Origin of the sequence: Micromonospora sp. NBC_01638, assembly GCF_045209745.1 — a bacterium.
Classification (GTDB): Bacteria; Actinomycetota; Actinomycetes; order Mycobacteriales; family Micromonosporaceae; genus Micromonospora.
In genome coordinates, this window is the sequence record NZ_CP109273.1 from 5,587,647 (window position 1) to 5,604,904 (window position 17,258).

The following is a 17,258-nucleotide window of genomic DNA, read 5'->3' on the forward strand; positions in this document are numbered from 1 at the left end:
CCTGGCCCGATGCCACTCCCGGGCTGCCGGTGCTCCGCCATCCGCGGCGTTTGTCGGCCCGCGCGTCGGGTAGCCCCTGCCGACCGTGCCGCGCCCTACTGCGGAGGAGAGACATGATGGGACCCGGTGACATCGGCTCCGATCCGTGGGACGAATTCCTGGCCAGGTACTTCGGCCGGGGCGAGGGAGGACGCCGACCGCCGCACCGGGTCGACATCACCCGGCTGATGACGGCTGACGCCCGGGAGATGCTGGCCGACGCGGCCCGGCGGGCCGCGCAACGCCAGAGCAGCGACCTGGACACCGACCACCTGCTCTGGGCGGCGCTGCAACGCGAACCTCTGCGCGACCTGGTACGCCGGGCCGGCGCCGACCCGGACACCCTGCTCAACGCGCTCGGCGGAAAGGGCGACGGCGCGCCGCGCGGGGAGGTGCCGCCCAACCTGTCGTTGACCCCGGCCGCCAAGCGGGCGCTGCTCGACGCCCATCAGCTGTCCCGGGCGATGGGCGCCAACTACATCGGCCCCGAGCACATCCTGATGGCGCTGCCGCTCAACCCGGAGTCGCCGGCCGGGCGGATGCTGGCCGCCGGCCGGATCCAACCCGAGTCGTTGCAGGCCGCCAACGCCGAGCGCGGGCCGATGACCGGGCCGAAGCCGGATCGCGGCACTCCCACCCTGGACCAGTACGGGCAGGACCTCACCGACCTGGCCCGCGCCGATCAGATCGACCCGGTGATCGGGCGGGCCGACGAGATCGAGCAGGCCGTGGAGATCCTGTCCCGGCGTACCAAGAACAACCCGGTGCTGATCGGCGAGGCCGGCGTCGGCAAGACCGCGATCGTCGAGGGGTTGGCCGAGCGGATCTGCGACGGTGACGTTCCGCAGACCCTGCTCGGCAAGCGGGTCGTCCAACTCGACCTGGCCGGCCTGGTCGCCGGAACCCGGTACCGGGGCGACTTCGAGGAGCGGCTGAAAAAGGTGATCGACGAGATCCGGGCACACCGGGACGAGCTGATCATCTTCATGGACGAGATCCACACCCTGGTCGGGGCGGGGGGCGCCGGCAGTGAGGGCGGGATGGACGCGTCCAACATGCTCAAACCCGCGCTGGCCCGGGGCGAGCTGCGGGTGATCGGCGCGACGACGCTGGACGAGTACCGCAAGAGCATCGAGAAGGACGCCGCGCTGGCCCGGCGCTTCCAGCCGGTGCTGGTGCCCGAGCCCAGCGCCGACGACACGATTGCCATCCTGCGCGGGCTGCGCGACCGGTACGAGGCCCACCACCAGGTGCGCTTCACCGACGAGGCGCTGGTCGCCGCCACTGAGCTCTCCGACCGGTACGTCACCGACCGGTTCCTGCCGGACAAGGCCATCGACCTCATCGACCAGGCCGGCGCCCGGGTGCGGTTGCGTACCCGCACCCCCGCCTCCGACGTGCGGGAGTTGGAGCAGCAACTCGACGAGGTACGCCGGGACAAGGAACAGGCCGTCACCGACGAGCAGTACGAGCGGGCCTCCACGCTGCGCGACCGGATCTCCGAGCTGGAGGAGGAGATTCGCCGCGCGAGCGGCGACGACGGGTTGTCCTCCTCGCAGGTGCCCGAGGTGGGTCCGCAGGAGATCGCCGAGGTGGTCTCCCGGGCCACCGGCATCCCGGTCAGCCAGCTCACCGAGGAGGAACGGGACCGGCTGCTCCGCCTGGAGGGGCACCTGCACCAGAGGGTGGTCGGCCAGGACGACGCGGTCACCGCGGTCGCCGAGGCCGTCCGTCGCTCCCGAGCCGGGCTGGCCGACCCGGAGCGGCCGATGGGCAGTTTCCTGTTCCTCGGTCCGACCGGCGTCGGCAAGACCGAGCTGGCCCGCGCTCTGGCCGAGGCGTTGTTCGGCGAGGCGGACCGGATGGTCCGGGTGGACATGAGCGAGTTCCAGGAGCGGCACACGGTCAGCCGGCTGGTCGGCGCCCCACCCGGGTACGTCGGCTACGAGGAGGCCGGCCAGCTCACCGAGGCGGTGCGTCGTCGCCCGTACGCGGTGGTGCTGCTCGACGAAATCGAGAAGGCCCACCCGGACGTGTTCAACATCCTGCTCCAGGTGCTCGACGACGGGCGGCTGACCGACAGCCAGGGCCGCACGGTCAACTTCAAGAACACCGTACTGATCATGACGAGCAACCTCGGCTCCGAGCTGATCACGGGCAGCCAGCGCAGCGTCGGGTTCGGCACCGGCGCGCCCGGCAGCGAGCAGGAGCGCGACGAACTGCGCGAGCGGCTGATGCGCCGCCTGCAGGAGAACTTCCGCCCGGAGTTCCTCAACCGCATCGACGAGGTCATCATCTTCCGCCGGCTCGAGGCTGCGCAGTTGCGCGACATCACCGCGCTGCTGCTGGAGGAGACCCGCCGCCGCATGCACGCCCAGGACCTTCAGGTGGAGTTCACCACCGCCGGTATCGACTGGCTCGCCGAGCAGGGCTACCAGCCGGAGTTCGGTGCCCGCCCGCTGCGCCGGGTGATCCAGCGGGAGGTCGACAACCACCTGTCCCGGATGCTGCTGGAGTCGGCGATCTCACCCGGGCAGAAGGTCGTCGTGGATGTCCGTGACGGCGCGCTCACCTTCGACGTGATCGCGGGGGAGCGGGGGTATACCGCCGCCACGACAACACACCCGCGATGAGCGGGCCAGCGCGCCGAGGCGAGACCGAAAACCCGCAGGAGCCCGCGAAACCCCGGGACGAGGACGACCATCCCGACCCGATCCTGGCGCCGCCCACCGCGAACCCCCGCAGGACGCGGGTGCCTGCGGAGGGCCTGCACCCGAAGACCGACCAGGACGACCCGGAGACGTCCGGGCCGCCGGCGAGAGGAGACCTGATGGTACGCGAAGCGCGGCTCGACCCCGAGGTGGAAGTGCTCTGGGAGGACTTCCATGCCGAGGTCAACGTCCCGTCCGAGCAACTGCGGACCTGGCTGCTGACCAGGGGTTCCGGGGAGGAGTCGTTCAGCCCGAACCCGAACCTCGACCTGCCCCAGCCGGGCCGGGAGATCCTCAAGGTGCTGAACAAACGCAAGGTTGATCTCACCCCGGAGGACATCGAGGTGATGCGGGAGGCGGTCGAGCGGATCCGTGAGCTGATGGACGCCAAGCCGCAGCGCGGCAACGCCGACGACAACTGGCGGCACTCGCTGCTCGACCTGGGACACGACCCGCTCATCGAACTCTGAGCGGTGCACGCGCGACGACGGTGCCATCCCGGGCAGGGACGGCACCGTCGCGTCGCGCTACTGGCCCTGGTCGGGCTCCATACTGGCGATGGTCAGCCCCGCCGTGTCGGCGGCGGCGTCCCGCTCCCCCCGGGTCCGGTCCTCCCGGCTGAGCAGGTTGGCGTACTCGGTGACGTCGGCCGGGTCGGGCACCGCCGGTAGGCGGCGCAGGAACGCCTCCACCTCGCGGGTGGCGGCGGTGTGCGCGGCGGCCGCCTGGCGCAGCACTTCGCGGTCGTCGGCGGGCGGGTAGAGGTCGGTCATGTTTGCCAGATACCCGGCCAACGGCGGTTCGCACCGCCACCGGCCGGGATTACCTCCCGCTCAGCACGGTCGGACCCCGCTGGCCTGCCGGACGCCGAACCCGGGGTTGCGCAACAGCCAGGCCAGGTACGCGGGATGCGGGGCCAACGAGTCCACGTACGCCGCCTTGGCCGTCTCCAACACCCGCTCGGCCTCCTGTGCGGCGGGGGAGTCCGGATGCCAACCGAGCAGCAGCCGCCAGCGCAGCGGTATGCCGGCCAGCCGACGGGTGACCAACCCGGCCACCGGGCGGAACGTCGCCTGACACAGCGCCACCGCCACGCCGGCGTCCACCAGGTCGACACAGCCGCGGATGTCGGTCTCGTACACCTTCCGGGGGGTGAAGCCGGCGCGGGCGCAGGCCGCGGCGAAGCAGTCGCCGAAGCAGCCGTCGCCCGGCGCCGCCACCCACTGCTCGTGGCGCAGGTCCGCCAGGCGCACCTCGTCCTGCGCCGCGAGGGGGTGCGTCTCCGGCAGCAGCACCAGCACCGGGTCGATGGCCACCTCCTGCCAGCTCAACCCGGAGCCGACCGACGGGCTGGCGTCGCCGCACACGCCGGTGAGCGCGAAGTCCAGTCGGCCGCCCGCCACCAACTGCGCCAACTCGTCCACCGACCAGGAGGCGTACGTGGTGATCTGGGCAGGGGGCTGCTCGGCCGCCAACCGGTGCACCAGCCGGCCCAGGATCGGGCTGTTCACCCCACCGAACCGGTGGCACGGCGGCGCGTCGCCGGCCCCGGCCAGGCGGGCCGCCTCGTCCTGCAGCCCCTTCATCGCCGGCAGCAGCACCCGGGCCCGGGCCAGCACCAGCTCACCGAGCGCGGTGGGCCGGGCACCGCGCCGGTCCCGGTCGAACAGCGGGCCGCCCAGTATCCGCTCGATGCGCTGGAGTTGGGCGGTGAGCGCCGGCTGGGCCAGGCCGAGCGCCGACGCCGCCTTCGTCACACTCCCCGTCTCCGCGATCGCGCAGACCACCCGCAGGTGACGCAGCTCCAGGTTCATACGGTGACGGTAGGACCACGCGTCAGCCGGCGGAATAGCCTGAGCAGATTGGTGATAATGAATGCAGTGGCGAGTGCCGCCGCTTCTCAGTCCCGGGGTGGCTCCGGCAGGTCCGCCAGGTACGTCGGCCGGCGGGTCACCGCGTCGAGCACCTTGTCCACCACGCCGACCGCCGGTTCCACGATCCGGTTCCACGGAGGGGTGGCCGGGGTGCCCGGGTGCGGTCGGGTCGGCGCCGCCTCCGTGGCGATCTCCAGCCGGTTGCCGAGCCGGATCAGCTCCTCCTCGGTCGCGGCCGCGCGCAGCCCGGTGACGAGCGCGCCCACCCCGTCGACGTGCTGGCGGACCCGCTCGGCGACCTCGGTCAGCGCCTCGTCCGTCACACCTTTCAGGGCGCTCAGCAGGCCGGCGTCGGCGCTGATCACGGCGTCCACCCGCTCGGTGGCGGCCGGCAGCGCGGCGCGTACCGCCGGCAGCAGGTACTGCTCCTCGGCGGACAGGTGCCGCGACAGCGCGGCGGTGAGCACCGCCAGCCCCTCCTGGGGCGTGGCGTCCGGGCCGGTCAGCTGGTCCAGCAACGCCAGCAGTTGGCGGTGCTCCCGGTCGAGGATGTCGGCGATGCTGCGACCACCGGGCCGGTAGCCCTCCTCGGGTGCGGGCACGGGCGGCAGCGGCGGCAGGGGAACGGTGGACATGATGCCCTCCTCGACTGGCGGGCGAAAGCTCCGGCAGGATTGTGTGGTCGTGGGCGGCGGTACCCGAACGCGGTCACGGCGAAACCATCCCGTCGATGCGTCGGCCCGTGCGCACCGGTACGCCGGCCCCTCCGGGCCGGTGCGCCGGCCCGTCGACCACCTCGGGCTGGTATGAAGAGGCGATGACGAGCGATGCCGCCTCCGCCCGACCCGACCCGACCGCAGAGGTCGTGGACCTCTGCCGCGACCTGCTGCGTATCGACACCACCAACACGGGGGACAACGACACCAGCGTCGGCGAGCGCCGCGCGGCCGAGTACGTGGCGGAGAAGCTCGCCGAGGTGGGTGTGGAGTCCGTCCTGCACGAGTCCGCACCAGGCCGGGCGAACGTGGTGGCCCGCATCCCGGGCACCGACCCGAGCCGGGGCGCGCTGCTGGTGCACGGCCACCTGGACGTGGTGCCCGCCGACGCCGACGAGTGGTCCGTGCACCCGTTCTCCGGCGAGTTGCGTGACGGCTACCTGTGGGGCCGGGGCGCGATCGACATGAAGGACTTCGACGCGATGGTGCTCGCCGTGGTGCGGCACTGGCAGCGCACCGGCGTACGGCCCCCGCGCGACATCGTGCTCACGTACACCGCCGACGAGGAGGCGGGCGGCGACTACGGCGCGCGCTTCCTCGTCGAGCGGCACCGGGAGCTCTTCGACGACTGCACCGAGGCGATCGGTGAGGTCGGCGGCTTCTCATACTCGGTCAACGACAGTCAGCGGCTCTATTTGATCGAGACCGCCGAGAAGGGGCTGGACTGGCTGCGGCTGCACGCCAAGGGCCGCCCCGGGCACGGCTCGATGATGCACGACGACAACGCGGTCACCGCGCTCGCCGAGGCGGTCGCCCGGATCGGCCGGCACCGCTTCCCGGTGGTGGTCACCGACACCGTGCGGGCCTTCCTGGAGGAGGTTTCCGACCTGCTCGGCGTCGAGCTGGACCCGGAGGACCCGGAGACGGCCATCGCCAAGCTCGGACCGATCGCCAACATCATCGGCGCGACCATCCGCAACACCGCCAACCCGACCCGGTTGAGCGCCGGCTACAAGGACAACGTCATCCCCGGCCGGGCCACCGCCACCATCGACTGCCGCAGCCTGCCCGGCCAGTCCGAGCTGCTGGAGCGGCAGCTGCGCGACCTGGTCGGCCCGGACATCGCGATCGAGTACATCCAGCGGCAGCCAGCGCTGGAAACCACCTTCGACGGTGACCTGGTCGAGGCCATGTCGGCGGCCCTGCGAGCGGAGGACCCAGGGGCGCGGCCGGTGCCGTACATGCTCTCCGGAGGCACCGACGCCAAGGCGTTCTCGCAGCTCGGCGTCCGCTGCTTCGGGTTCGCCCCGCTTCGGCTGCCCGCCGACCTGAACTTCTCGGCGTTGTTCCACGGCATCGACGAGCGCGTTCCGGTGGACGGACTACAGTTCGGCGTGCGGGTTCTCGACCGGTTCCTCCGGACCTGCTAGCCGTGTCCGGCAGTTGCCGCCGGCGCGCAACCTCCCATCGTGAAGGGACTGCCCCACATGACCGACCAGAACGGTGAGCTGGACGTCGCTCTCGAGCGCGTGATCGAAGCGGCCCGCCACCACCTGGCCGCCGTACGCGCCGCTCAGGGCCGCGTCGACGACGACGACGTCTGGCAGGCGTACGTGGCGTTGAACAACGCCTCCTTCGCGTACGACGAGCGGCTGCTCGACGCCTTCGGTGAGGTGACGCCGTGGGATGTCGACTCGATCGACCCGGACGAGGCTGACGAGCGCTTCGGCGGCGCCGACGGGGCCGAGGCCAGCGACCCGCACCCCCGGGTGATCTCGGTGCGCCAGCGCCGTGACTACCGGGTGCCGAGCGTCTCGGCGCTGCTGCGGGTGGCCGAGGCGGCCCGCCGCGAGGGCACCCCGGAGGACGACGAGCCGGCACCGGTGGAGGGCGTCGGCGAGGCGGTGCTGGAGCTGCTGCAGAGCGGCGACGGCTCACTCGGCGCGTTGGACGTCCCCGAGCTGGAACCGCTCGACGGGGTGGTCATGGTCAGCGAGGTGGGCACTCCGGTCGACCTGGAGTCGTTCGACGACGACGACGCCGCCGGCCCGTTCCAGCCAGCGGTCGACGACCGGCTGGTCGGCCGGCTCGATGAGCACCCGTTCCTGGAGCTCGACGACGACCACGACCACGACCACGCCGGGCACCAGCACTAGGCCGGGCACCAGCACTAGGCCGGGCACCAGCACTACGCCGGGTGCCGCCCGGGGCCCGAGCGGGCCCCGGGCGGCACCGCCCGGTTTTCAGTACGACAGGTCCGGCTGCGGCTGGTTGACCCTCCGACGACGCAGCACCACCTGCCGCGTGCCGTCCCGGTACAGCCGCACCCGGGCCAACTCCCATCCGGAGAACTCCGCCTGGATCGCCAACTGCGCCGCCGCGGTCAACCGGTCGACGTTCGGCGGCAGCCGCAGCGGCGCGTATTCGTAGTCCATGCCATCCATGCTGCCCAGCCCAGCGGCCGTTCGCCACCCTCTCCAGGGTGACCAACGACGCTGCCGTGGGCGGTTCGTGGTCGGGGCGTTGGACGAGACTTGGCGATCGACATCTGCCCGCAGGCGTACGCCGACGGGGTGCGCGCCGACGAAGGTGATAAGCGAGACCAACCTGCTCGGCGGCTAGTTCGGGTCGCTGGCGGCCGGGCCACCGGGCGAAGGCCCCGCTGAGACCTTTGTACGCCTGCGGCCTGGCTCTGCACAGCCCCACGCTTGTCCCCCGCGAGAGCTACCCGCAAGTGTCCACCGCACGGTGACGATTCCCGGTCCGCGAATCCATAGCGTTCCAGGTGACCCGTGGCGCTCCGGCCGCACCTCTCGAAGGAACCATCATGCGTGTGTTGAAGCAGATCTTGGCCGTCGTGGCGGTCAGTCTCGTCGGCAACCGGGCCGTCGCGGCGGTGCAGGGCAACCCCTGGCTCACCCTGGCCCTCGGGATGGCGACCGCCGTGGCCGCGCTCCTCATGTACGGGTGGGTGGTGCGCCGTACCGAACGACGTGAGGTCACGGAGCTGGCCCGGGCCGGGGCCGGCACCCGGATCGCCCGAGGGACGTTGATCGGGTTCGCCACGTTCGTCGCCGTCATCGTCAACATCGCCGTGCTGGGCGGCTACCACGTGCACGGCATGGGTTCGGTGACCGGCGTGGTGGGGCTGTTCGGCTTCATGGCCGCCGTGGCCGTGACCGAGGAGTTGCTCTACCGGGGCCTGCTGTTCCGTCTCGTCGAGGAACGCCTCGGGACCTGGCTCTCGCTGCTGCTGACCGGCGTGCTGTTCGGCCTGATCCACCTGCTCAACCCGGACGCCAGCCTGTGGGGCGCGACCGCCATCGCGGTCGAGGCGGGCTTCATGCTCGCCGCCTGCTACGCCGCCACCCGCAACCTCTGGGTGCCGATCGGGCTGCACTTCGGCTGGAACTTCGCCGCCGGGGGGATCTTCAGCGTCGTGGTCTCCGGAAACGGCGAGTCGACGGGGCTGCTGGACGCCACGATGTCGGGCCCGATGCTGCTCAGCGGCGGCGACTTCGGGCCGGAGGGCAGCCTGTATTCGGTGCTGGCGGGGCTGGTACTGACCGTGGTGTTCCTGTGGCTGGCCCATCGCCGCGGTCGCATCGTCCCGCGTCGCCGCGCGGTCGACGCGCCGGCGGCAGGCGTTACCGTCTCCTGATGGTCGACCTGCGGATGCTCCCACGCCGATCCGGGTGCTGGTCTGCGACGACCAGGCGCTGATCCGTACCGGCTTCGCGACGATCATCGGCGCTCAACCCCGACCTGGAGGTGGTGGGCGAGTGCGGGGACGGGCGCGAGGCGGTCGACCTCGCCGGCCGGCTGTGCCCGGACGTGGTGGTGATGGACATACGAATGCCGTTACTCGACGGCATCGAGGCGACCCGCCTGCTGGCTGGCGTCGGGGCGGCCCACCCGGTCAAGGTGCTCGTGGTGACGACGTTCAACCTCGACGAGTACGTCTACGAGGCGCTGCGCGCCGGAGCGAGCGGCTTCCTGCTCAAGGACGCCCCACCGGTGCAGCTGCTGCACGGCATCCGCACCGTCGCCAGCGGGGCCGCGCTGCTGGCGCCCGAGGTGACCCGGCAGCTCGTCGGCAGGTACGCGGCGCGCATCCGCCCCGCCGAGGGCACGCCGGACAACGTGGGACTGACCCCGCGCGAGTTGGAGGTGCTGCGCCTGATCGCCGACGGCCTGTCCAACGGCGAGATCGCGGCCCGGCTGGTGATCAGTCAGGAGACCGTCAAGACGTACGTGTCGCGCATCCTCACCAAGCTCGACCTGCGCGACCGCGTGCAGGCGGTGGTGTATGCGTACCGGACCGGGCTGGTGACGTGAACGGGGAACTTCGCCTGGCGCAGACGTTGGCGGTGGTAGATGTCACCGTTGCGCAGGTGGGCCAGGGCGAGCGGTGGGGACATTCGCCGTCAGCAGGGTCGCCAGCGCCGGCGCGGCCAGGGCGACTGCCCGGGCTTCGCCCGGGTCGACCACCAGCCCCCACGACGAGTCCGGCCAGTCCTCCAGCAAATCGGCGCAGGGCAGGGCGAGGAACGGCACGCCGTCCCCGGCGAACGCGGCGAGCGCCCGGGGTGAGGTGAAGACCGGCAGCAGCGGCGCGCCGGTCGCATCGTCGACCACCGTCCACGGGAAGCCGGCGTCCGCCGCCGGTTCTCCGGCCAGCGGGACGCACACCGTGGCGCCGGCCAGCACTCCGAGGTAGCCGGGCAGGTCGCGCCGGTCGGCGGCCGCGGCGAGCAGCGCCACCACCGGCGGCTCCGCCACCTCGACAGGTGCCGGTCGCGCTCCCCCGACAGGTGCCGGTCGCGCCGGTTCGGTGGGTGCCGACCGGGCGGCTGGCTCGGCCGGGCGCGCCGCCGATCCCCCGTGGGTGGCCGGTGGCACCGCTCGGCAGGAGAGCGCGCCCGGCTCGTCGGTCAGCACCTCGGCGGCGGTCCGGGCCACGAACACGCTGAGCCGCTCCACCTGGTCCGGAGTGCGCGGTGCCTCGTACCACCAGCTCGGCCCGTCGGTCGGGCGATGCCAGCCGAGCGCGGCCAGGCGTGCCTCGTCGTGGCCCGGGCAGACCACCCGCACCACCTCGCGGCGCACCAGCAGCCGGATCCCCCGCGGACCGGCGGAGAGCTCCAGGTCGGTGTCCCGGTCGCAGCGGGCGACCGTGTTCCGCAGCCGCGTGACGATGTCCGGCCAGGTCGGCGACGTCACGCCGGTGAGCCCGGCAGCCGGTCGTCGAGCCGTCCGATCCGGGCGACGGTCTCCTCCAACCGGCCCAGCGCCGAGAAGTCTCCGGGCTTGCCGAACAGGTCGGTGAGGCCCGTGCCGAGGGCGGCCTCCAACCCGTCGGTGTGCTCATCGACATGCTCGGTGGCCGTCGTACGGGCCCGCCGGTACGCGTCGAGCACCAGCTCGGCCACCCCCTCGGTCCCGGCGCGCAGGGCTGCGGGCGCGATGGTGAGGCCGGTCAGCGCGCCGGTGGCGTCGACGGTCGCCGAGACCAGGCCGCTCTCGTCGGTCGCGGTGCCGGACAGCTCGGCCAGGTTGTCGCGGAGCCCCGCGAACCGGCTTTCGATGTCGGCGATCCGCCCGGCGAGCGCGTCGAACGCGGACATCGGGTCAGTCATGAGATCCCTCCCCCGTGGACCGTGCGACCGGGTGGTGCCCGGTGGCCGGGAGATCGTATCGTCGGTGCGCTCGACACATGGGGGAGGAACGGCATGCCGCCGGATATCGATGTCGACGTGCAGGCGGTCCGTCGACTGGAGACAGCCGCCAAGCAGGTCGCCAGCTCGCTCGCCGCGCTGGAGAGTCAGATCGCCTCGGCCGGCGACGTGCCGTCGGACGCCTTCGGCCACCTGCCGTTCGCCAGTGACATGCTCCGCGCGAAGTACACCGAGCAGGTCACCGGTGGCGTGGAGTTGTTCGGCGTCGCGAATGCCGCGTTCGGCCGGGTCGCTGGCGCGCTGGCCGACACGGTCGAGGCGTACGAGCGCACCGAGCAGGACCTGGACGCCGGGTTCAAGGCCATCCAGTCGGGGCTGCCCCGATGAGCGGGCCGGCCGGTAGCGCCGTCCAACTGTGGAACGGCCTCGACAACGCGCTCTCCGGGGTGCAGGACGCGGTCGACAGTGTCTGCCGGACCCTGGCCTGGCCGCTCATCCAGGTTGTCGACATGGTCGACGGTGAGCCCGCGGCCCTGCGGGCGAAGGCCGCCGAGTGGGACGCGCTGGCCGCACAGGTGCGTGACCTGGCACAGGGGCACCGCGGCGTCCGCGAGGCCGCGCAGCCCGGATGGCGCTCACCCGCCGGCGAGGCGTACGGCCAGCGGCTGGCCGACGTCGAGCAGCAGATGCTCGACGTCGCCGAGCAGTTCGCCGCGACCGCCGAGTACCTGCGCAGCGTCGCCGACGGTCTGCAGACCGTGCACGACGTGCTCGTCGACCTCTGCGTCGAGTTCGTGAACTTCCTGCTGGTCACGCTGGTGACGGCGTTGCTGATGGCGCCGTTCACCGCCGGGGCGTCCTGGGCGGCCGGCATGGGCGTCGCCGTGACCAGGGGCCTGATCGTGCTCACCCGGATGCTGAAGGTCATCCGGCCGCTGGCGGCGCACCTGCAGAAGGTCATCCGACTGCTCCAGCGGGTCATGCTGCACCTGCGCAAGCTGCGCGACCACCTCGACAAGCTGGTCGACATGCAGAAGAAGCTGCGCACCGGCCAGAAGTACGCCGACAAGCGGCACGCCGCCGGCAAGGCCGACAAGTGGCACCACAAGTTCCTCGACCCCACCAAGGGCACGTACAAGCTGGGCAAGTCGGGTTCGCCGTTCGACATGGGCACCCTCGAACGGGCCGCCGCGCTGCGAGCGCACGGCGTCACCGACGGCGCCCGGGTGATCGCCCGGGACTGGGCGACCAACCTGCCGTGGAACGTGCCGAACTCGGTCGTCCATGGGGTCACCTGGGGGACCGTCGCGTTGACCAGCGGCCTCTCCGTTCCCGGCAGCGACCAGGTCGGCGACCAGATCGACCAGGCGGTGCAGGGCGGCGCCGACTGGATCGACCACAATGTCTTTGGTCAGCCGCCGGCAGGTCAGCCGGCGGGCCGCTAGGGAGGGAACGCGCGATGCCAGGGGAGCGAGGCCGTCTCGGTCGATTCACCGACGCGGTGCTCGGCGGCGTGCGGGCCGCCGGGGACAAGGCTCGTGAGCTGCGCGACGAGTTCCGCACCAGCGACGAACCCGAACGTGCCCTCGTCGCGCCGCTCCTGCCGGGTCAGGAGCTCCGCTACGTGGGGCTCGGCCCGGTCCGCGCCCCGCAGACGCACCAGGCCGGCCGACAGCTCGCCGACGTGATGGCCGACGAGCTGGTCGACTCGCTCGACCCGAAGGTGCTGTTCGGGCTGCTCAACATTGTCAACCCGGTGGTCTGGGTGGATGCGGTGCTGGCGCCGGTGCGGCTGGCCGCGGGCGTGCTCCTGCTGCCGGGCAACGCCGGCGCCCTCGCCGTCGGCCTGCCGCAGGCGGCCGAGCCGGAGCCGGGCCGCCCGCCACACCAGCCGGCGCAGCGTCAGCCCATCGCGCTCACCGAGGAACAGGAGGCGTTCCGGGCGCTGTTCCGGCTGAACCAGTACCGCCCGCTGGCCGACCAGCTCGCCGAGATCGCCTACCGGCGCCGGTACGTCTTCAGCGGCGACCTCGCCACCCTCGCCGGCAGTCTGCTGCTCTTCCTGGAGCGCTACACGGGCACACCGCTGGCGGTGACCGACACCCATCTCCACCTGCTGCGGATGGGGCTTCGCCCCGACGCCGACCGGCCCGACCGGCGCCAACCGCGGCTGCTGTGGAGCGTGGAGCGCAGCCGGGTGGCCCGGGTCGACTCGGAGCGGGGCATGGCCGGGCTGGTGCAGTTCTCGTCCACCATCTTCTTCGACGACGGCTCGTGGATCCGGCTCACCCAGCCCGCGCTCCGCGACGACCAGTCGCGCTTCCTGAGCGCGATCCACGAGATCCCCGGCCAGCGTCCGACGCCGTGAGCCGGCCGGCGGGTCAGCCGTCGCGCTCGGGGTAGCCCACCGGCACCGCGGAGACGTCGTCCAGCGCGGTGGTGATCTCCTCGGGAAGTGTGATGCGTTCCACTTGGAGCGCGCCGAGCAGTTGCCCCACCGTCCGGGCGCCGAGGATCGGTGCGGTCACCCCGGGCCGGTCCCGGATCCAGGCCAACGACACCTCCAGCGGCGACACACCCAGCCCGCCGGCCGCGGTCGCCACCGCCTCCACAATGCTGGAGCAACGCGGCTCCAGGTACGTGGCGACGAACCGCTCGAAGTGCGGCGACGCGGCCCGGGAATCCGCCGGACGGCCGTGCCGGTACTTGCCGGTGAGCACTCCCCGGCCCAGCGGTGACCAGGGCAGCACGCCGAGGCCGAGCGCGTCGCACGCGGGCAGCACCTCCCGCTCCACGCCCCGCTCCAGCAGCGAATACTCGACCTGGGCTGCGACCACCGGTGCCCGTCCCGGCCAGGCGGTCTGCCAGGCGGCGGCCCGCGCGGTCTGCCAGCCGGAGAAGTTCGACACCCCGACGTAGCGGACCTTGCCGCTGGCCACCGCGTGGTCCAGTGCGGCCAGGGTCTCCTCGAGCGGGGTGTCCGGGTCGTATCCGTGCACCTGGAACAGGTCGACGTGGTCGGTGCCGAGCCGGCGCAGCGACGCGTCCAGGGTGCGCAGCAGGTGCCCCCGGGAGCCGTCACGGCGCCGGCCACTGCCCGGGCGTAACCCCGCCTTGGTGGCGATCAGCAGTTCCTCGCGGGGAACGAGGCTGCCCAGCAGGGAGCCGATCACCGACTCGGCGTCACCGTCGCCGTACACGTCGGCGGTGTCGATCAGGTTGCCACCCGCGTCCAGGTAACTCTTCAGCTGGGCGGCCGCATCGTCGGCGTCGGTGTCCCGACCCCAGGTCATGGTGCCGAGCGCGAGCCGGGAAACCGCCAGCCCGCTTCGGCCGAGCGGTCGCTGTTGCATGGGTGAACCTTATTTCGAACCCGCCACCACCGATATCCTCGCTCCCGTCATCTCTGCTGGTTCTGCCGGTTCCGCCGACGGCGGGCACCGCTACGGACCGGGAATCAAAGGTGTCGAGCCGGTGATCGAGTCCGTTATCGGCATTGCGTAACCTGGTGCGACCTGTGCCACGGATGGGGGAGGACCAGTGCGACTCGGGCTCAGTCTCGGATACCAGACGGCGTGGAGCACACCGGCCGACCACCTGGCGCTGGCCCAGGAGGCGGACCGGCTGGGCTACTCGGTGGTGTGGGCGGCGGAGGCCTACGGCTCCGACTCGCCCAGCATGCTCGCCTGGATGGCCGGCCAGACCGAACGGATCGACGTCGGCGCCGCGGTGATGCAGATCCCCGCCCGTACGCCGGCCGCCACCGCCATGACCGCCGCCACCATCGACGCGCTCTCCGGCGGCCGGTTCCGGCTCGGCCTGGGAGTCTCCGGCCCGCAGGTCTCCGAGGGCTGGCACGGTGTGCGTTTCGCCAAGCCACTCGCCCGGACCCGCGAGTTCGTCGACATCGTCAAGCTGGCGATCGCCCGCAAGGAAGTGGCGTACGACGGCGAGCACTACACGCTGCCGCTGCCGGACGGCCCCGGTAAGGCCCTGCGACTGGGCTTCCACCCGCCACGCGAACACATACCGATCTACCTGGCCGCGGTCGGCCCGAAAAACCTGGAGCTGGCCGGCGAGATCGCCGATGGTTGGCTGGCCGTGTTCTACGCCCCGGAGTTCGCCGAGGAGCAGCTCGCCTCGGTCCGCGTCGGGCGGGCCAAGGCCGGCAAGGAGCTGGCCGGGTTCGACGTGGTGCCGTCGGTGCCCGTGGTGATCGGCGACGACGTGGCCTCCTGCGCGGAGCTCGTGCGCTGGTACGCCGCGCTCTACGTGGGTGGCATGGGCAGCCGCCAGCAGAACTTCTACAACCAGCTCGCCACCCGGATGGGGTACGGCGACGCCGCCCGCGAGGTGCAGGACCTGTACCTGGCCAAGCGGCAGCGCGACGCGGCCGCCGCCGTGCCGATGGAGTTCATCGACCGCACCTCGCTGCTCGGCCCGAAGGAGCGCATCGCCGAGCGGATGCGGGAGTACGCCGCCGCTGGCGTCACCACGCTGTCGGTGAGCCTGTTCGTGGCCGACCGGGACAGCGGCGTGCAGACTCTGCGTACCGTCGCCGAGGCTTTTGATCTTTCGGGAGTCGGCGAGTGACCTGGGTCGAGGCCATCGTCCTGGGCATCGTCCAGGGACTGACCGAGTTCCTTCCGGTCAGCTCGTCGGGGCATCTGCGGATCACCTCGGCGATCTTCTTCGACCGTGACGCCGGCGCGTCGTTCACCGCGGTCACCCAGCTCGGCACCGAAGCGGCCGTGCTGATCTACTTCGCGAAGGACATCTGGCGGATCACCCGGACCTGGCTGGTCGGCATCAGGGACAGGTCGGTCCGTTCCAGCCTTGACTACCGGATGGGCTGGTACGTGATCGTCGGCTCGATCCCCATCGGGCTGTTCGGTTTCCTGTTCAAGGACCAGATCAAGACCGCCGGGCGCAACCTCTGGGTCGTGGCGACCACGCTGATCGTGTTCGCCTTCGTGCTGGCGTTCGCCGAGTACTGGGGGCGGCAGACCCGCACCCTGCAGAACTTCCGGATGTCCGACGGCGTGGTGATGGGCTTCGCCCAGGCCATGGCGCTGGTCCCCGGGGTGTCCCGCTCCGGCGGCACACTCACCGCCGGTCTGCTGCTCAACCTCACCCGGGAGACGGCGGCACGGTATTCGTTTCTGCTGGCCATCCCGGCGGTGGTGATGTCCGGCGTGTTCAGCCTCGGGGACGTCTTCGAACCGTCCGCCCCGGGCACGTCCGTACCCACCGTGGCCCAGACGATCGTGGCCACCGTCATCGCGTTCGGCGTCGGCTACGCGGCCATCGCCTGGCTGCTGCGGTACGTCGCCCACCACACCCTGTACGTCTTCGTGCTGTACCGGGTCGCGCTGGGCACCCTCGTCCTGGCCCTGCTGATGACCGGCACGATCAGCGCCACCTGACCGACCCAGGTCGCGGCGCGGATCCCGCCCCGGTCCGGGGCGGGAAGCAGGCCATAGGGTGGTCAGCGTGGCGACCCTTCTGCTTCTGCGACACGGCCGGACCACGGCGAACGCCGATGGCGGCCTGGCCGGTCGGCAACCGGTCGAGCTGGACGACACCGGGCGGGCCCAGGCCGTCGCGGTGGGCGAACGGTTGCGGGCGGTGCCGTTGGCCGCCGTGGTGACCAGTCCGCTGATCCGCTGCCGGCAGACCCTGGAGTTGGCCCTTCCGCAGGCCACCCCGGTCGTCGAGGACGAGCTGATCGAGTGTGACTACGGCAGCTGGGAGGGGCAGCCGCTGAAGAAACTCGCCAAGGAGCCGCTCTGGCCGGTGGTCCAGCAGCGCCCCAGCGCTGCGGTCTTTCCGGACGGGGAGGCGATGGCGGCGATGGCCGCGCGGGCGGTGGCGGCCGTTCGTTCGTGGGACGCCCGGGTGAGCGCCGAGCACGGGCCCGAGGCGGTGTGGCTGGCGTGCAGCCACGGCGATGTGATCAAAGCCATTGTGGCGGACGCGCTCGGCGTACACCTGGATCTTTTTCAGCGGATCGTGGCCGACCCGGCGTCGGTGACCGCGATCCGGTTCACGCCCCTGCGGCCGTTCCTGGTTCGGCTCAACGACACCGGCGGTGACCTCTCCGCCCTGGTGCCGCCGCCGCGCAAACGGCGACGGCGGGCTCCCCACGCGGCCGATTCGGACGCCGCGGTCGGCGGTGGGGCCGGTGCGGCCTCGTGACGACGCGTCCGACCGCCCGGCACGCCGGTGCGCGCCACGTCC

At 71.9% G+C, this 17,258-nt stretch carries 19 protein-coding genes and 1 pseudogene; 13 read left to right on the forward strand and 7 right to left on the reverse strand.

The features are described from left to right. The first annotated feature begins 113 nt into the window (after positions 1-113). Positions 114-2,672, forward strand: a complete 2,559-nt coding sequence (locus tag OG811_RS26090; RefSeq protein ID WP_406069480.1) for an ATP-dependent Clp protease ATP-binding subunit — start codon at positions 114-116, stop codon at positions 2,670-2,672. Between the two features lie 197 nt (positions 2,673-2,869). Continuing rightward, positions 2,870-3,220: a DUF3140 domain-containing protein gene (locus OG811_RS26095; RefSeq protein ID WP_406075915.1), complete on the forward strand. Its 351-nt coding sequence runs from the start codon at positions 2,870-2,872 to the stop codon at positions 3,218-3,220. Positions 3,221-3,277: 57 nt separating this feature from the next. On the opposite strand, the gene OG811_RS26100 is transcribed toward OG811_RS26095, so the two are convergent. The 3 genes from OG811_RS26100 to OG811_RS26110 form a co-directional block, all read right to left on the reverse strand. Continuing rightward, a complete protein-coding gene (locus tag OG811_RS26100; protein WP_406069482.1) occupies positions 3,278-3,523 on the reverse strand; it encodes a hypothetical protein in 246 nt (81 codons plus the stop codon). 60 nt (positions 3,524-3,583) lie between these two features. Continuing rightward, positions 3,584-4,564 (reverse strand): LysR family transcriptional regulator, encoded by a 981-nt coding sequence (locus tag OG811_RS26105; RefSeq protein WP_406069484.1) that lies wholly within the window; start codon positions 4,562-4,564, stop codon positions 3,584-3,586. Positions 4,565-4,650: 86 nt separating this feature from the next. Then, positions 4,651-5,259, reverse strand: a complete 609-nt coding sequence (locus OG811_RS26110) for a hemerythrin domain-containing protein (protein WP_406069486.1) — start codon at positions 5,257-5,259, stop codon at positions 4,651-4,653. Between the two features lie 182 nt (positions 5,260-5,441). On the opposite strand from OG811_RS26110, the gene OG811_RS26115 reads away from it, so the two are divergent. Together OG811_RS26115 and OG811_RS26120 are read left to right on the forward strand one after the other, a co-directional pair. Beyond that, on the forward strand, positions 5,442-6,770 hold the full coding sequence (locus tag OG811_RS26115) for a M20/M25/M40 family metallo-hydrolase (protein WP_406069488.1): 1,329 nt from the start codon (positions 5,442-5,444) through the stop codon (positions 6,768-6,770). Between the two features lie 57 nt (positions 6,771-6,827). Next, positions 6,828-7,496: a hypothetical protein gene (locus OG811_RS26120; RefSeq protein ID WP_406075916.1), complete on the forward strand. Its 669-nt coding sequence runs from the start codon at positions 6,828-6,830 to the stop codon at positions 7,494-7,496. A gap of 87 nt (positions 7,497-7,583) precedes the next feature. Here OG811_RS26120 and OG811_RS26125 read toward each other — a convergent pair whose 3' ends face one another. Next, positions 7,584-7,775: a DUF5703 family protein gene (locus OG811_RS26125; RefSeq protein WP_406069490.1), complete on the reverse strand. Its 192-nt coding sequence runs from the start codon at positions 7,773-7,775 to the stop codon at positions 7,584-7,586. Between the two features lie 392 nt (positions 7,776-8,167). Between OG811_RS26125 and OG811_RS26130 the strand changes: the two genes are divergently transcribed. Further along, positions 8,168-9,001 (forward strand): CPBP family intramembrane glutamic endopeptidase, encoded by an 834-nt coding sequence (locus OG811_RS26130; protein ID WP_406069492.1) that lies wholly within the window; start codon positions 8,168-8,170, stop codon positions 8,999-9,001. 28 nt (positions 9,002-9,029) lie between these two features. Then, positions 9,030-9,678: pseudogene (locus OG811_RS26135) on the forward strand (response regulator). A 42-nt stretch (positions 9,679-9,720) separates the two neighbouring features. Here OG811_RS26135 and OG811_RS26140 read toward each other — a convergent pair. Continuing rightward, positions 9,721-10,563, reverse strand: coding sequence for an SseB family protein (locus OG811_RS26140; protein ID WP_406069494.1), 843 nt, complete (start codon positions 10,561-10,563; stop codon positions 9,721-9,723). Beyond that, positions 10,560-10,979, reverse strand: a complete 420-nt coding sequence (locus tag OG811_RS26145) for a YbaB/EbfC family nucleoid-associated protein (RefSeq protein ID WP_406069496.1) — start codon at positions 10,977-10,979, stop codon at positions 10,560-10,562. The genes OG811_RS26140 and OG811_RS26145 overlap by 4 nt, the downstream gene beginning before the upstream one ends. Positions 10,980-11,072: 93 nt before the next feature. Here OG811_RS26145 and OG811_RS26150 point away from each other — a divergent pair, with 93 nt between their 5' ends. Genes OG811_RS26150 through OG811_RS26160 form a run of 3 tightly spaced genes read left to right on the forward strand, consistent with a single transcriptional unit; the run spans position 11,073 to position 13,386 of the window. Continuing rightward, complete coding sequence (locus OG811_RS26150) at positions 11,073-11,405, forward strand: hypothetical protein (RefSeq protein WP_406069498.1); 333 nt, start codon at positions 11,073-11,075, stop codon at positions 11,403-11,405. After that, positions 11,402-12,463, forward strand: coding sequence for a WXG100 family type VII secretion target (locus OG811_RS26155; RefSeq protein ID WP_406069500.1), 1,062 nt, complete (start codon positions 11,402-11,404; stop codon positions 12,461-12,463). The genes OG811_RS26150 and OG811_RS26155 overlap by 4 nt, the downstream gene beginning before the upstream one ends. Before the next feature lie 14 nt (positions 12,464-12,477). Further along, positions 12,478-13,386, forward strand: coding sequence for a hypothetical protein (locus OG811_RS26160; RefSeq protein WP_406069501.1), 909 nt, complete (start codon positions 12,478-12,480; stop codon positions 13,384-13,386). Positions 13,387-13,399: 13 nt separating this feature from the next. Here OG811_RS26160 and OG811_RS26165 read toward each other — a convergent pair whose 3' ends face one another. Next, entirely contained in the window at positions 13,400-14,371 is a 972-nt protein-coding gene (locus tag OG811_RS26165) for an aldo/keto reductase (protein ID WP_406069503.1), read from the reverse strand. Between OG811_RS26165 and OG811_RS26170 the strand changes: the two genes are divergently transcribed. From OG811_RS26170 to OG811_RS26185, 4 genes are read left to right on the forward strand one after another with little or no spacing between them, the layout of a single operon-like run. Further along, complete coding sequence (locus OG811_RS26170) at positions 14,370-14,522, forward strand: hypothetical protein (protein ID WP_406069504.1); 153 nt, start codon at positions 14,370-14,372, stop codon at positions 14,520-14,522. The two genes, OG811_RS26165 and OG811_RS26170, sit on opposite strands and share 2 nt — an antisense overlap. Before the next feature lie 36 nt (positions 14,523-14,558). After that, a complete protein-coding gene (locus tag OG811_RS26175; RefSeq protein ID WP_406069506.1) occupies positions 14,559-15,611 on the forward strand; it encodes an LLM class F420-dependent oxidoreductase in 1,053 nt (350 codons plus the stop codon). Then, positions 15,608-16,444, forward strand: coding sequence for an undecaprenyl-diphosphate phosphatase (locus OG811_RS26180; RefSeq protein ID WP_406069508.1), 837 nt, complete (start codon positions 15,608-15,610; stop codon positions 16,442-16,444). The genes OG811_RS26175 and OG811_RS26180 overlap by 4 nt, the downstream gene beginning before the upstream one ends. A gap of 58 nt (positions 16,445-16,502) precedes the next feature. Then, positions 16,503-17,216, forward strand: coding sequence for an MSMEG_4193 family putative phosphomutase (locus OG811_RS26185; protein ID WP_406069509.1), 714 nt, complete (start codon positions 16,503-16,505; stop codon positions 17,214-17,216). Positions 17,217-17,258: the final 42 nt, after the last annotated feature.

Coding starts and splice junctions, on each gene's coding strand:
- OG811_RS26090 (WP_406069480.1), top strand. CDS start 114: ATGATGGGACCCGGTGACATCGGCTCCGATCCGTGGGACGAATTCCTG.
- OG811_RS26095 (WP_406075915.1), top strand. CDS start 2,870: ATGGTACGCGAAGCGCGGCTCGACCCCGAGGTGGAAGTGCTCTGGGAG.
- OG811_RS26100 (WP_406069482.1), bottom strand. CDS start 3,523: ATGACCGACCTCTACCCGCCCGCCGACGACCGCGAAGTGCTGCGCCAG.
- OG811_RS26105 (WP_406069484.1), bottom strand. CDS start 4,564: ATGAACCTGGAGCTGCGTCACCTGCGGGTGGTCTGCGCGATCGCGGAG.
- OG811_RS26110 (WP_406069486.1), bottom strand. CDS start 5,259: ATGTCCACCGTTCCCCTGCCGCCGCTGCCGCCCGTGCCCGCACCCGAG.
- OG811_RS26115 (WP_406069488.1), top strand. CDS start 5,442: ATGACGAGCGATGCCGCCTCCGCCCGACCCGACCCGACCGCAGAGGTC.
- OG811_RS26120 (WP_406075916.1), top strand. CDS start 6,828: ATGACCGACCAGAACGGTGAGCTGGACGTCGCTCTCGAGCGCGTGATC.
- OG811_RS26125 (WP_406069490.1), bottom strand. CDS start 7,775: ATGGACTACGAATACGCGCCGCTGCGGCTGCCGCCGAACGTCGACCGG.
- OG811_RS26130 (WP_406069492.1), top strand. CDS start 8,168: ATGCGTGTGTTGAAGCAGATCTTGGCCGTCGTGGCGGTCAGTCTCGTC.
- OG811_RS26145 (WP_406069496.1), bottom strand. CDS start 10,979: ATGACTGACCCGATGTCCGCGTTCGACGCGCTCGCCGGGCGGATCGCC.
- OG811_RS26150 (WP_406069498.1), top strand. CDS start 11,073: ATGCCGCCGGATATCGATGTCGACGTGCAGGCGGTCCGTCGACTGGAG.
- OG811_RS26155 (WP_406069500.1), top strand. CDS start 11,402: ATGAGCGGGCCGGCCGGTAGCGCCGTCCAACTGTGGAACGGCCTCGAC.
- OG811_RS26160 (WP_406069501.1), top strand. CDS start 12,478: ATGCCAGGGGAGCGAGGCCGTCTCGGTCGATTCACCGACGCGGTGCTC.
- OG811_RS26170 (WP_406069504.1), top strand. CDS start 14,370: ATGGGTGAACCTTATTTCGAACCCGCCACCACCGATATCCTCGCTCCC.
- OG811_RS26165 (WP_406069503.1), bottom strand. CDS start 14,371: ATGCAACAGCGACCGCTCGGCCGAAGCGGGCTGGCGGTTTCCCGGCTC.